Source organism: Pseudomonas sp. UBA5706 (assembly GCF_002419965.1).
GTDB lineage: Bacteria > Pseudomonadota > Gammaproteobacteria > Pseudomonadales > Pseudomonadaceae > Aquipseudomonas.
Map to the genome: position 1 here is coordinate 61173 of NZ_DIHC01000016.1, position 13194 is coordinate 74366.

Annotated in this window: 10 protein-coding genes and 1 pseudogene; 8 read left to right on the forward strand and 3 right to left on the reverse strand. The window is 59.7% G+C overall.

The window, feature by feature from the left end; translation table 11 throughout:
* The first annotated feature begins 12 nt into the window (after nucleotides 1-12).
* Nucleotides 13-456 (forward strand): Hsp20 family protein, encoded by a 444-nt coding sequence (locus B3I26_RS08350; protein WP_296256908.1) that lies wholly within the window; start codon nucleotides 13-15, stop codon nucleotides 454-456.
* Between the two features lie 93 nt (nucleotides 457-549).
* Here the strand turns inward: B3I26_RS08350 and B3I26_RS08355 are convergent.
* Both B3I26_RS08355 and B3I26_RS08360 read right to left on the reverse strand, forming a co-directional pair.
* Nucleotides 550-2631 (reverse strand): annotated as a pseudogene (locus tag B3I26_RS08355) (putative bifunctional diguanylate cyclase/phosphodiesterase); the annotation flags it as partial.
* Between the two features lie 103 nt (nucleotides 2632-2734).
* On the reverse strand, nucleotides 2735-3613 hold the full coding sequence (locus tag B3I26_RS08360) for a LysR family transcriptional regulator (RefSeq protein WP_296256911.1): 879 nt from the start codon (nucleotides 3611-3613) through the stop codon (nucleotides 2735-2737).
* 320 nt (nucleotides 3614-3933) lie between these two features.
* Between B3I26_RS08360 and leuC the strand changes: the two genes are divergently transcribed.
* The 4 genes from leuC to asd all read left to right on the forward strand — a co-directional run bounded on the left by leuC (nucleotide 3934) and on the right by asd (nucleotide 8424).
* Nucleotides 3934-5358: a 3-isopropylmalate dehydratase large subunit gene (gene leuC / locus B3I26_RS08365; RefSeq protein ID WP_296256913.1), complete on the forward strand. Its 1425-nt coding sequence runs from the start codon at nucleotides 3934-3936 to the stop codon at nucleotides 5356-5358.
* 10 nt (nucleotides 5359-5368) lie between these two features.
* Nucleotides 5369-6007: a 3-isopropylmalate dehydratase small subunit gene (gene leuD, locus B3I26_RS08370; RefSeq protein ID WP_296256916.1), complete on the forward strand. Its 639-nt coding sequence runs from the start codon at nucleotides 5369-5371 to the stop codon at nucleotides 6005-6007.
* Nucleotides 6008-6147: 140 nt separating this feature from the next.
* Nucleotides 6148-7230 (forward strand): 3-isopropylmalate dehydrogenase, encoded by a 1083-nt coding sequence (gene leuB / locus B3I26_RS08375; protein WP_296256917.1) that lies wholly within the window; start codon nucleotides 6148-6150, stop codon nucleotides 7228-7230.
* Nucleotides 7231-7311: 81 nt separating this feature from the next.
* The gene (gene asd / locus B3I26_RS08380; RefSeq protein WP_296256918.1) at nucleotides 7312-8424 is read left to right on the forward strand and encodes an aspartate-semialdehyde dehydrogenase; all 1113 of its coding nucleotides are present in this window, start codon (nucleotides 7312-7314) and stop codon (nucleotides 8422-8424) included.
* A gap of 216 nt (nucleotides 8425-8640) precedes the next feature.
* Here asd and B3I26_RS08385 read toward each other — a convergent pair whose 3' ends face one another.
* Nucleotides 8641-9804 carry an acyltransferase family protein gene (locus tag B3I26_RS08385; protein ID WP_296256919.1) on the reverse strand — a complete coding sequence of 388 codons (1164 nt, stop codon included), beginning with the start codon at nucleotides 9802-9804 and terminating at the stop codon, nucleotides 8641-8643.
* Nucleotides 9805-10213: 409 nt separating this feature from the next.
* Between B3I26_RS08385 and B3I26_RS08390 the strand changes: the two genes are divergently transcribed.
* From B3I26_RS08390 to dgoD, 3 genes are all read left to right on the forward strand, one after another.
* On the forward strand, nucleotides 10214-11230 hold the full coding sequence (locus B3I26_RS08390) for a 2-dehydro-3-deoxygalactonokinase (RefSeq protein WP_296256921.1): 1017 nt from the start codon (nucleotides 10214-10216) through the stop codon (nucleotides 11228-11230).
* A gap of 1 nt (nucleotide 11231) precedes the next feature.
* Nucleotides 11232-11864 carry a 2-dehydro-3-deoxy-6-phosphogalactonate aldolase gene (locus tag B3I26_RS08395; protein ID WP_296256924.1) on the forward strand — a complete coding sequence of 211 codons (633 nt, stop codon included), beginning with the start codon at nucleotides 11232-11234 and terminating at the stop codon, nucleotides 11862-11864.
* 99 nt (nucleotides 11865-11963) lie between these two features.
* Nucleotides 11964-13112: a galactonate dehydratase gene (dgoD, locus tag B3I26_RS08400; protein WP_296256926.1), complete on the forward strand. Its 1149-nt coding sequence runs from the start codon at nucleotides 11964-11966 to the stop codon at nucleotides 13110-13112.
* Nucleotides 13113-13194: the final 82 nt, after the last annotated feature.

A 13194-nucleotide genomic window follows, 5' to 3' on the forward strand; every position in this document is an offset into this window, starting at 1 on the left:
CAGGAGATTCACATGACTACTGCATTTTCTTTGGCTCCGTTGTTCCGTTCTTCCGTAGGCTTCGACCGCTTCAACGATCTGTTTGAATCGGCGGCCCGTAACGAGTCGGCCAGCAGCTACCCTCCCTACAACGTCGAGAAACACGCAGATGACCAATACCGCATCGTCATCGCGGCTGCGGGTTTCCAGGAAGAAGACCTGGAGTTGCAGGTCGAGAAGGGTGTGTTGACCGTCACCGGCAGCAAGCGTGAAAACACCGCTGAAGGCGTGACCTTCCTGCATCAAGGCATTGCCCAGCGTGCGTTCAAGCTGTCGTTCCGCCTGGCCGATCACATCGAGGTGCAAAACGCTGCGTTGGCCAACGGCCTGTTGAACATCGATCTGCTGCGTCTGGTGCCGGAAGAGGCCAAGCCAAAGCGTATCCAGATCAACGGGCAGAAAACCCTTGCACACTGATCTGTAGGTACTGACGAGAGGCGCCCCTTGCGGGCGCCTTTTTTGTGCGCGCCGGTTACGCCTCGGAGCCCGCTAACAGTCCGTGTAGTGCCGCTAGCGCTGCAGCCGCCCGCGCAGCAGGGCTTCAAAGCGTTCCAACGGCAGCGGTTCACTGAACAGAAACCCCTGATAAAAGTGGCAATCGAGCTGCGCCAGAAAGTCGAGTTGCTCCTGTGTTTCAACGCCCTCGGCAATGATCGCCAGGTTCAGGCTCGCCGCCATGGCGATGATGGCGCGCACGATTTCCGCGTCGTTGGGGTCGCTGGTGGCATCGCGAATGAAGGATTGATCAATTTTTAGCGCATCCACCGGCAGGCGTTTGAGGTAGGTCAGCGACGAATAGCCGGTGCCGAAATCATCCATCGCAAAACTGATGCCCAGTTGCTTGAGTTCAAGCATCTTGGCGATGGTGTCTTCCAGGTTTTGAATGACGATGCCCTCGGTGATCTCCAGTTTGAGCATGCGATGGGGCATTGCGCAGGTCAGCAGGCAATGCTCGACCCGCTGGACGAAATCGCCCTGGCGGAACTGCCGCGGGCTGATGTTCACACACAGGCTGAAATCTTCGCCATCGATCAGCCCCCCACGCAGCAGCCTGCCGCCGGTTATGCAGGCTTGCTCGAGGATCCAGTTACCCACCTCCAGGATCATCCCGCTTTCTTCCATGACCTGAATAAACTGCTGGGGCGGCAGATTGCCCAGTGTCGGGTGTTGCCAGCGCAGCAGGGCTTCGGCGCCGATGATGCGGTTGCCACGGGTGTCGACCTGGGGCTGATAACTAAGGCTGAATTCGCCGCGGGTCAGGGCCTGGCGCAGGTCGTTTTCCAGTCGTAAGCGGTCGCTGGCGGCCTTCTGCATGGTGCTGTGAAACATTTGCGTCGCGTTGCGACCTGAATCCTTTGCCCGATACAGCGCAATGTCGGCGCGTTTGAGCAAGTCAGCGGGTGTCGAGCCGTGGTCGGGTATCAGCGCCACACCGATGCTGGGAGTCACCTGCAGCCGTTGCCCGTCGAGAAACATCGGCTCGGCCAGCAACTCGCGCAGGGTATCTGCCTGAGTGCGCACCTGCTTGATGACGTCGTCCTGAGTGCCTTCCAGTCCGCTGATCAGCACCACGAATTCGTCCCCGCCCAAGCGCGCCACGGTGTCTTCGAGGCGCACGCTGGCCTCCAGCCGTGCGGTAATGATTTTCAGCACGCTGTCGCCGACCGGATGACCGAGCGAATCGTTGATGTGCTTGAAGTGGTCAAGGTCCAGGAACAACAACGCGCCGCGCAAGTGATGGCGCTTGAGCAGAGAGATCTGCTGGTTGAGGCGATCCATCAGCAGCGCGCGATTGGGCAGGTTGGTCAGCGAGTCGTGATAGGCCAGGTGCTGGATCTGCGCCTGGGCGCTCTTGAGCAGGCCAATATCCCGCGCCGTGATCAGCAAACACTGAGTATCGTCGAGCACCAGCGGATCAATCGACACGTCCACGGTAATGATCTCGCCGTCCTTGTTGCGTCCCAGCACCTCGCGGTTACGCACGTTGCCGTGCTCCTCCACATCGTGGATCAGGCGAACGCGTTGGCTGATGTCAACCATGATGGCGAATTCGAACACCGTGTGCCCCAACACTTCGCTGGCGCTATAGCCGCTCAGGCGAGAGAACCCGTCGTTGACCTCCAGATACCGTCCTGTGGTCTTTTCAGTAATGATGATGGCGTCAGGGCTTGAGTGAAACGCTTTGGCGAATTTCTCTTCACTGGCCTTAAGGGCCCGTTCGGCGCGTTTGTGTTCGGTATTGTCGATAAACGTACTGAGCAGATAACGGCCGTCGCTGAGCTCGATCATTTGCGTATAGAGCGTGCCCTCGCGTCTGCGTCCTTCACGCGTCTGCCATTGGCTCTCGAGGCTGGCGGGTTCGAGCGCGGCGAACGTTCTGTCCAGCGCCATCTGCCGATGTCGAGGGTTGGCCCACAGCCCGATGTCCAGCGTGGTACGGCCCACGCACTCGCCCATCGACCAGCCGAACATGCGCTCGAAATGCCGATTGACGTTGCAGATCAGCCCATCTTCGAAGCGCGTCAGCAGCACCACGCTGGGGCTGAGGTTGAACAGGATGGCAAAGTGTTTCTCCGACTCCTTCACCGTCAAGGCCAGGGCGGTCGTTTGAAGCGCTACGCTGTCAGCGAATGTGGACATTTGATCACAAGCCTTGGGGACGGAAGCCGGTATGACGATCGGAGGGCATCATCACTCAGGCGCCATCTGCCTGCGCATCCAGCAGCGCCATGAAGGCCTTTGCGGCGTTCGACAGTGTGCGCTCGGTGTGGACAATGTAGCCTAGCTGGCGCCGTAGCTGTATGCCTGGTAGCGCGATAGGCCTGACCTGCTCATCGAGCATGGTCCGGGGCAGCACGCTCCAGGCCAACCCGATGGACACCATCATCTTGATCGTCTCCATATAATTGGTGCTCATGGCAATGTTCGGCTTCAGCCCCTGGGCTTCGCACAGGCCGCTGACGATGTGGTGAGTGAAGGTATTGCCGCCGGGAAACACCGCCGGATATTCCGCGACGTCGGCCAGGCTGACATTTGGCGTGTTCGCCAGCGGGTGTTCCGGGGCCGCGACGAAATCCAGCGGGTCGTCCCAGACCGCTACGGCCTGGACCAGCGAGTGTGGCTGAGGCGCGAGCGTGATGACCGCCAACTCGGCGCGTCCATGGAGAATTTCTTCGTATGCCACTTCCGAATCGAGAAATTCGATGTCCAGTGCGACGTCGGGGTAGGTGCGGGTGAATGTCCTTAACAGCGACGGCAGGCGATGCAAGCCAATGTGATGGCTGGTCGCAAGGCTCAGCCGGCCGCTGACTTCCCCGGTCAGATTGGTCAGCGCCCGACGCGTATCGTCCAGCACGTTGAGGATCTGGTAGGCGCGGGGCAACAGGGCGCGCCCGGCCTCGGTGAGGCTGACCTCGCGACCCAGGCGATCGAACAGGCGTACATTGAGCTGCTGCTCCAGACCCGCGATGCGTTTGCTGACGGCAGGCTGGGTAAGGTGCAGATGTTCGCCTGCGGCTGAAAAGCTGCCGGTCTCGGCAATGGCTATGAAGGCATTGAGGTTCGCCAGGTCCATCTCGAATTCCTGTTGGTTATCCAAAGCATGAAAAATATGAATTTGAGTTATTTAAACATATTCCATAGCATCTCCCCCACAAGCGAAAGGGTTATTGCCTGATGGCTACTATCAAGCTACCCCCAAGCATAGAAACACGTTGATGCAGATGGTCCCCAGGCTAGAGGGCTGCAGAGCTTCAAGGTCACATTTGGTGAAACCTTGGGTTTGAGCGCTTGGGCTCGGGCTCGTAGCATCCGCCCACAAGCCAAGGGTCTTTGAAGCGTCGCCGTGACGTGGATGACCCGGGTATAGAAACACGCTGATGAGGAAACCGTCTGATGACCGGCAAAACGCTCTACGACAAGCTTTGGGATTCGCATTTGGTCAAACAGCGCGACGATGGTTCGGCGCTGCTTTATATCGACCGTCATATCATTCATGAAGTGACTTCGCCACAGGCTTTCGAGGGGCTGCGTCTGGCAGGCCGCAAGCCATGGCGCATCGACGCTAACGTCGCCACCGCCGATCACAACGTGCCGACCACTCCGGATCGCAAGGACGGCGTAGATGCCATCGTCGATCAGGTGTCGCGCCTGCAGGTGAAGACGCTGGACGATAACTGCGATGAGTACGGCATTACCGAGTTCAAGATGAACGATGTGCGTCAGGGCATCGTCCACGTGATCGGGCCTGAGCAGGGCGCTACCTTGCCAGGCATGACCGTGGTCTGCGGCGACTCGCATACCTCGACCCACGGCGCGTTCGGCGCCCTGGCTCACGGCATCGGCACTTCCGAGGTGGAGCATGTGCTCGCCACTCAGTGTCTGGTCGCCAAGAAAATGAAAAACATGCGGGTCGTGGTCGAAGGCCAGCTGCCATTCGGCGTTACCGCCAAGGACATCGTGCTGGCAATCATCGGCAAGATCGGCACCGCCGGCGGTAACGGCCATGCGATCGAATTCGCCGGCAGCGCCATCCGCGACCTGTCGGTCGAAGGCCGCATGACCATTTGCAACATGTCCATCGAAGCCGGCGCTCGCGTGGGTCTGGTGGCGACCGATGAAAAGACCATCGCCTACGTGAAGGGGCGGCCATTCGCGCCGACGGCCGAGCAGTGGGATGCAGCGGTCGAAGCCTGGAAGGACCTGGTTTCCGACGATGACGCGGTGTTCGACACCGTGGTCGAACTCGATGCAGCGCAGATCAAGCCGCAAGTGAGCTGGGGCACCTCGCCGGAAATGGTCGTGGCCGTGGATCAGAACGTGCCGGATCCGGCGCAGGAAGCCGATCTGGTCAAGCGTGGTTCCATCGAGCGTGCTTTGAAGTACATGGGCTTGAAGGCTAATCAGGCAATCACCGACATTCAGCTGGACCGCGTATTCATTGGTTCCTGCACCAATTCGCGGATCGAAGACCTGCGTGCCGCGGCTGAGATCGCCAAGGGCCGCAGGGTCGCTTCGACCATCAAGCAGGCGATCGTTGTACCTGGTTCGGGTCTGGTCAAGGAGCAGGCAGAGAAAGAAGGTCTGGACAAAGTCTTCCTGGAAGCCGGTTTCGAATGGCGCGAGCCAGGTTGCTCCATGTGCCTGGCAATGAACCCGGATCGCCTGGAAAGCGGCGAGCATTGCGCTTCCACGTCCAACCGCAACTTCGAGGGCCGTCAAGGCGCCGGTGGTCGCACCCACCTGGTTAGCCCGGCGATGGCAGCAGCGGCGGCTGTCAATGGCCGCTTTGTCGACGTACGTACCCTGACCCAGCAATAAGGAGCCTGACATGAAGCCTTTTACCCAACACTCAGGCCTGGTGGCCCCGCTGGATCGCGCCAACGTCGACACCGATCAGATCATCCCCAAGCAGTTTCTGAAGTCGATCCGCCGCACCGGTTTCGGTCCGAACCTGTTCGACGAGTGGCGTTACCTGGACGTGGGCCAGCCGTATCAGGACAACTCAAAACGTCCCCTGAACCCTGATTTCGTTCTGAACCATGCACGCTATCAAGGCGCCAGCGTGCTGCTGGCCCGGGAAAATTTCGGCTGCGGTTCGAGTCGTGAGCATGCGCCTTGGGCGCTGGAAGAATACGGTTTTCGCAGCATCATTGCGCCGAGCTACGCCGACATCTTCTTCAATAACAGCTTCAAGAACGGTTTGCTGCCGATCATCCTGAGCGAAAGCGAAGTCGATGAGCTGTTCAAGGCAGTGGAAGACAAGCCCGGTTATCAACTCAAAGTGGATCTCCAGGCACAGACTGTGACCGCCGAGAATGGCAAGGTCTATTCCTTCGAGATCGACGCTTTCCGTAAACACTGCCTGCTCAACGGCCTGGACGACATCGGCCTGACGCTGGTCGATGGCGAGGCGATCGCAACGTTCGAGAGTAAGCACCGCGCTGCGCAGCCGTGGTTGTTCCGTTGAAGAGCAGCTTCGAGCTTTAAGCTATAAGCGGCAAGTGATGGCCGGCGCGACTGCTTTCTTGCAGCTTGCAGCACCAGACTCGCCGCTCCCGAGTCGGCCCTGTTATCTGGGCCGATCTTTATTTTGAAACGAGGGCCCTTATGAGCAAGCAGATTCTGATTCTCCCGGGTGATGGCATTGGTCCGGAAATCATGACCGAAGCGGTCAAGGTGCTGGAACTGGCCAACGAGAAGTATCAGTTGGGTTTCCAATTGAGCCACGATGTCATCGGTGGTGCGGCCATCGACCGGCATGGCGTACCGCTGGCCGACGAAACCCTGGACCGCGCACGCGCCGCCGACGCGGTGCTGCTGGGGGCAGTGGGCGGCCAGAAATGGGATGCCATCGAGCGTGACATCCGTCCTGAGCGCGGTCTGCTGAAAATCCGTTCGCAACTGGGCCTGTTCGCCAACTTGCGGCCTGCGATCCTCTACCCGCAACTGGCCGATGCGTCCAGCCTCAAACCCGAGATCGTCGCGGGCCTGGATATCCTGATCGTTCGCGAGCTGACCGGCGGTATTTACTTTGGCGCACCGCGCGGCACCCGCGAGCTGGAAAACGGCGAGCGCCAGTCTTACGATACGCTGCCGTACAGCGAGAGCGAGATCCAACGCATTGCCCGCGTCGGTTTCGAGATGGCTCAGGTACGTGGCAAGAAGCTGTGCTCGGTGGACAAGGCCAACGTGCTGGCGTCCAGCCAGTTGTGGCGCGAAGTGGTCGAGCAGGTGGCCAAGGATTACCCGGAAGTCGAACTGAGCCACATGTACGTGGACAACGCCGCCATGCAACTGGTCCGCGCACCTAAGCAGTTCGACGTAGTGGTCACCGATAACATGTTCGGCGACATACTTTCCGACGAAGCGTCGATGCTCACCGGCTCCATCGGCATGCTGCCATCGGCGTCGCTGGACTCGAACAACAAGGGCATGTACGAGCCTTGTCATGGGTCGGCTCCGGACATAGCCGGTAAAGGCATCGCCAACCCGCTGGCAACCATTTTGTCGGTGTCGATGATGCTGCGCTATAGCTTTAATCAACACACGGCGGCGGATGCTATCGAGAAGGCCGTGAGCCTGGTACTGGATCAAGGCTTGCGTACGGGTGATATCTGGTCCGAAGGCAATGCTCGAGTCGGCACGCAAGAAATGGGTGACGCCGTAGTCGCCGCGCTGCGCAATCTGTAATATCTCGGGCCCACTGCCGCAAGATCGAGTCGTTACCTCTGTGTGGCAAGGGGCCCCACTTTTAATTAAGGTGTAGTTGCGATGAAACGTGTAGGTCTGGTCGGTTGGCGCGGTATGGTTGGTTCCGTGCTCATGCAGCGCATGCTGCAAGAGCAGGATTTCGATCTCATTGAGCCGGTTTTTTTCACCACCTCCAACGTCGGCGGACAAGGTCCATCGGTGGGCAAGGACATTGCGCCGTTGAAGGATGCCTACAGCATCGACGAGCTCAAGACCCTGGACGTGGTATTGACCTGCCAGGGCGGCGACTACACCAACGAGGTGTTCCCCAAGCTGCGTGAAGCGGGTTGGCAGGGTTATTGGATCGACGCGGCCTCATCACTGCGCATGCAGGACGATGCGGTGATCGTGCTCGATCCGGTCAACCGCAAGGTCATTGACCAGCAACTGGACGCCGGCACCAAAAACTTCATCGGCGGCAACTGCACCGTCAGCCTGATGCTGATGGGCCTGGGCGGGCTGTTCGAAGCCGGTCTGGTGGAGTGGATGAACGTCATGACCTATCAGGCGGCCTCCGGAGCCGGCGCGCAGAACATGCGTGAGCTGATCAAGCAGATGGGCGCTATCAATGCGTCGGTCGCCGACGATCTGGCCAACCCGGCCAGCGCTATTCTGGACATCGATCGCAAGGTGGCCGAGGCCATGCGCGGCGAGAGCTTCCCGATCGAGAATTTCGGTGTACCGCTGGCTGGCAGCCTGATTCCATGGATCGATAAGGAATTGCCGAACGGCCAGAGTCGCGAAGAGTGGAAAGGGCAGGCAGAGACCAACAAGATTCTGGGACGGTTCAATCGCCCGATTCCCGTGGACGGTATCTGCGTGCGCATTGGCGCGATGCGTTGCCACAGCCAGGCGCTGACCATCAAGCTGAACAAGGATGTGCCGATCGCCGATATCGAAGGCATGATCAGTCAGCACAATCCGTGGGTGAAGCTGGTGCCGAACACGCGCGAGGCGAGTATTCAGGAGCTGAGCCCGACATCGGTGACCGGCACGTTGAATGTTCCGGTAGGACGCCTGCGTAAGTTGAACATGGGTTCGCAGTACCTGGGAGCGTTCACCGTCGGCGACCAGCTTCTGTGGGGCGCTGCCGAACCGCTGCGTCGCATGTTGCGGATTTTGCTGGAGCGCTGATTGGGCGCTGTCGCCAGAAATAGAAAAACCGCCTTCAGGGCGGTTTTTTTATAGAACATTGGGCGGCCGCAGCGGTTTTATGCATCCATTATTTTGGCTGGCACTGTTCTTCCTGCCTGACGATAGAAGCGTTTCGACTTCGTCGAGGGATTTGGACAAGTACTCCAAGTCACCAAGGGCATGGCTCTGCGGATGTACAACGCTGACCGCACACCTTCAAACCCGCTCTGGCGGAGGGTCATCCTTGCGGCGACGCAGCAAGGTGCCGCGTCTCCAGTGCTCACCAAATTGCATTGCCGGCGTTTCGATATAACGGTGGGTCAGCATCGACACCACCAGCACAGCCACAACGACGAGCAGCATCAACAGGTTGTCGTTCAATGCGCTGCCCGTGCTCAGATAGCGCACCAGCGTTGTGCGCGTTTCGTCAGGCTTGTCTACCAGGAACGCGTAACCGCTGAATTTCGCAGCCACTGTCAACGCGGTCCCCAGGACATAGATCACTGCCGCGTGCGTCAGGTAAATCGACAGCCATAACCGCCCCAATATCGGGAACGCTCGCAAACGCAGTAACTGCGAAACCAGCCCCGCTTCCTGCGAGAACACCAGGATCGCAACGCAGAACAGCAGCCCCAGCTCAACGGTCAACGGCTGTTCGCCCTCGGTCATCAGCCAGTAAATGCCGCCCAGCACGGCCACCTCCAACAGCGTGGCGATGACGGGCCCCGACACCGAACCCCGCATACGTGCGTAAACCCGATACGTCATTGCGCCTGCGAAGAAGCAGGAAATCCCCCACAGTGCATTGCGCGGGAGCAGCGTGAAATCCTGGTAAAGCGCTACAAACGCGAGCACGCACAGCAGTGAGAACAGCTTGCGCGCAAGGCGGGGAGCGGCGAACAGTATCAGTGCGAACAGCCCCCAGATATAGAACTGCACGCTGATCAGCCAGGATGGGTAGTTGAACGACAGCGCGTTGAACCCCGGCCACCAAGCCTGGATCAGCAGCAGGTTGGGCAGAATCTCTTGCGGCGCACGGTCGCCACTGAATGCTGGGTAGCTCAGCGACACGCCGTTGCGTTCCAGCACAAGCTTCAGGCATTCGAAGCCAATGAAGAACAGCAGCACAGCCAGATGCATAGGCATTACACGGCAGGCACGGTTAACCATGAATTCGCGCAACTGTCGCGGCGTGTGCACATGATCGCTGTAGTGCCGGTAGATCAGAAAGCCGCTCAAGGCGAAGAACAACCCGGCGAACTGGCTGGCATTACGGAAGAACGTCAGCTCGGTGATGCTGCGCTCGATGTGCGAGTGATGAACGATCATGGCCAGCGCGCAGAGGCCACGGAAACTGTCGAGCACGAGGAATCGCTTCATCTTACGGGTCCTTTTGCAGATGAGTGTTGAAGGGAGATGCGCAATGTCGGTGTGGGCGAAACGCACTTATCCGAACCCAACGCGGGCAGGACGAAAAGCGCAGTCGTTACCACCTTCGACACAGGTGGCCGATGCAGGATAGGAGGTATGAGGAAGGTCGTTCAGGAACCGCGCGGTGGCGGAAAACACCAGGCCCGGGCGCATGACAAATGCCCGGAGACGATCTGTCGCGAGTATGCCCCAGACGTTCGAGGCGGTGCCACAGGCAAATGCCGCCTCAGAAGCACATTCATCGTAAACGCTCAAAACATCCCAATATATGAACATGCAAATTACATATTGAGATAATCGTCGCTTCAGGTTTATAGTTCGCCTCGCATTCACTCCTTAATAACAATCAGGTGAAGCCATGCAGGCGCAATTGATCGCGCTCGACTGGGGAACGACCTCCCTTCGCGCGTATCGGCTCGGCGAACAAGGCCGGGTATTGGAGCAACGCTCGCTGAGTGCGGGCATCATGCAGTTGCCAACGACCTCCCGGTCGATTGCCGGGCGGTTATGCAGCGACGGTTTCGAATTGGCGTTCGATGAGGCCTGCGGCGACTGGCTGGACGCCGAGCCGCAACTGCCGGTGATTGCCTGTGGCATGGTCGGCAGCGCGCAGGGGTGGCGCGAGGCGGTGTATCAGCAAACCCCTGCCAGTGTGAGCGCCCTTAGCGAAGCGCTGGTCACCGTGCGCAGCGTGCGCGAGGTCGATATCCACATCGTGCCCGGTGTGCTGCAGCGTTCCGAATTACCCAACGTCATGCGCGGCGAAGAGACTCAGGTTCTCGGCGTCCTCGCTTCGTTGCCCTCCAGCGAGGCTGGCGACTCCTTGTTGATTGGTCTGCCCGGTAGCCATTCGAAGTGGGTGAGGGTGCAGGACGGACGCATCGTGCATTTCGATACCTTCATGACCGGCGAGGTATACGCCGCGCTGTCGAACCACACCATTCTTGGTCGCACCCTGCAATGCAGTGAGCCGTTCGATGCGATCGCATTCGATCGCGGGGTTGCCGTCGCACGATCGCCCCAGGGCGCTGCCGGGCCACTGTCGACGATCTTTAGCACCCGAACGCTTGGCCTGACGGGCGTGTTGTCGGGCGCGGCGCAGTCCGACTACCTGTCCGGGCTGCTGATCGGCCATGAGATCGCGGCCCTGAGCCAGTTGCTGAATCAAGCCGCGGCTACGCTGCCCGATGTGGTGCTGATCGGCAGCGGCCCTTTGCTCGAACGCTATCAGCGTGCGCTGCAAGCCAATGGCTTCGCGCAGGTCACCATTGCCGAGCAGGCCACGGAGCGTGGCCTTTGGCAGGTCGCGGTGCAGGCCGGTCTGGTTTCGTCTTCCTCTACGGCCGGTGCACGGCCCCTTCCTGTCGAGAACTGAAATGCTCAAACAAGCCCTTGCGCAAAACGGCCTGGTCGCAATTCTGCGCGGCCTGCGCCCTGAAGAAGCCCCCGCTATCGGCGATGTGCTGTACACCGCTGGATTTCGGGTTATTGAAGTGCCGCTCAACTCCCCGCAACCGTACGACAGCATCCGTTTGCTGCGCCAGAGCCTGCCTGCTGATTGCCTGATCGGCGCTGGCACCGTGCTGACGCCCGAGCACGTGCGCCACGTCAAAGACGCCGGTGGCCAGGTCATCGTCATGCCCCACAGCGACCCTGATGTGCTGCGCGCTGCCAAGGCTGAAGGCTTGCTGCTCTCGCCCGGTGTAGCGACGCCCACTGAAGCGTTTGCCGCATTGGCCAACGGCGCCGACGTGCTGAAGATGTTCCCCGCCGAGCAGATGGGCCCAGCGGTGGTGAAGGCTTGGCTGGCGGTGTTGCCTACCGACACCGTGTTGCTGCCCGTGGGCGGCATCACCCCGGACAACATGAAGGTTTTTCTCGATGCCGGCGTGCGTGGTTTCGGCTTGGGCTCGGGCCTGTTCAAACCCGGCATGAGCGCCGACGACGTGGCCGGGCGCGCTAAAGCCTACGTCGCCGCCTGGAACCAGTATCGTCCTGCCGGCCAATAAACGGCGGCGGATTTATACAGACTCCATGACCTGCCGTTGCTGACAACGGTTACTGAACCAGCACTTCGAACAAGCGTCTTCGAATAAGAGAGATACGAGATGAAAATCACCAAACTCACGACCTTCATCGTTCCGCCACGCTGGTGCTTCCTCAAGGTCGAAACCGACCAGGGAGTCACCGGTTGGGGCGAGCCTGTGGTCGAGGGCCGTGCGCACACGGTCGCCGCTGCTGTCGAGGAGCTGTCCGACTATTTGATCGGAAAAGACCCGCGCAACATCGAAGACATCTGGACCGTGCTCTATCGCGGCGGTTTTTACCGTGGAGGCGCTGTCCACATGAGCGCACTGGCCGGCATCGATCAGGCACTGTGGGACATCAAGGGCAAGGCGCTGGGCGTGTCGGTCAGCGACCTGCTGGGCGGGCAGGTGCGTGACAGGATTCGTGTGTACTCGTGGATCGGCGGCGACCGTCCGGCCGACACTGCACGTGCTGCGCAGGAGGCGGTCTCGCGTGGTTTTACCGCGGTCAAGATGAACGGCACCGAGGAGCTGCAGTTCCTCGACACCTTTGAAAAAGTCGATCTGGCCCTGGCCAACGTTGCAGCGGTGCGTGATGCGGTCGGCCCCAACGTTGGTATCGGCGTCGACTTCCATGGTCGGGTACACAAACCCATGGCCAAGGTGCTGATGAAGGAACTGGACCCGTACAAGCTGATGTTCATCGAAGAGCCGGTGCTCAGCGAGAACTATGAAGCGCTCAAGGAGCTGGCGCCGCTGACCAGCACGCCGATCGCGCTGGGCGAGCGGCTGTTCTCGCGCTGGGATTTCAAGCGCGTATTGAGCGAAGGCTATGTCGACATTATCCAGCCGGACGCGTCCCATGCCGGCGGTATCACCGAGACGCGCAAGATTGCCAACATGGCCGAAGCCTATGACGTCGCCCTGGCCCTGCATTGCCCGCTAGGGCCCATTGCGCTGGCAGCCTGCCTGCAACTGGACGCAGCCTGCTACAACGCGTTCATCCAGGAGCAAAGCCTGGGGATTCACTATAACGAGAGCAACGACCTGCTCGACTACATCAAGAACCCCGAAGTCTTCGACTACGACAAAGGCATGGTGAAGATTCCCAATGGACCGGGCCTGGGCATCGAGATCAACGAGGAATACGTCAAGGAACGCGCGGCCATCGGTCATCGCTGGCGCAACCCGATCTGGCGTCACGCCGATGGCAGTTTTGCCGAGTGGTGATTTGGCCTCTGAGGGTGACGCCGATTAATCGCTCCCACGCTCTGCGTTGATCGTTGATCGTTGATCGTTGATCGTTCCCACG

Coding starts and splice junctions, on each gene's coding strand:
- B3I26_RS08350 (WP_296256908.1), top strand. CDS start 13: ATGACTACTGCATTTTCTTTGGCTCCGTTGTTCCGTTCTTCCGTAGGC.
- B3I26_RS08360 (WP_296256911.1), bottom strand. CDS start 3,613: ATGGACCTGGCGAACCTCAATGCCTTCATAGCCATTGCCGAGACCGGC.
- leuC (WP_296256913.1), top strand. CDS start 3,934: ATGACCGGCAAAACGCTCTACGACAAGCTTTGGGATTCGCATTTGGTC.
- leuD (WP_296256916.1), top strand. CDS start 5,369: ATGAAGCCTTTTACCCAACACTCAGGCCTGGTGGCCCCGCTGGATCGC.
- leuB (WP_296256917.1), top strand. CDS start 6,148: ATGAGCAAGCAGATTCTGATTCTCCCGGGTGATGGCATTGGTCCGGAA.
- asd (WP_296256918.1), top strand. CDS start 7,312: ATGAAACGTGTAGGTCTGGTCGGTTGGCGCGGTATGGTTGGTTCCGTG.
- B3I26_RS08385 (WP_296256919.1), bottom strand. CDS start 9,804: ATGAAGCGATTCCTCGTGCTCGACAGTTTCCGTGGCCTCTGCGCGCTG.
- B3I26_RS08390 (WP_296256921.1), top strand. CDS start 10,214: ATGCAGGCGCAATTGATCGCGCTCGACTGGGGAACGACCTCCCTTCGC.
- B3I26_RS08395 (WP_296256924.1), top strand. CDS start 11,232: ATGCTCAAACAAGCCCTTGCGCAAAACGGCCTGGTCGCAATTCTGCGC.
- dgoD (WP_296256926.1), top strand. CDS start 11,964: ATGAAAATCACCAAACTCACGACCTTCATCGTTCCGCCACGCTGGTGC.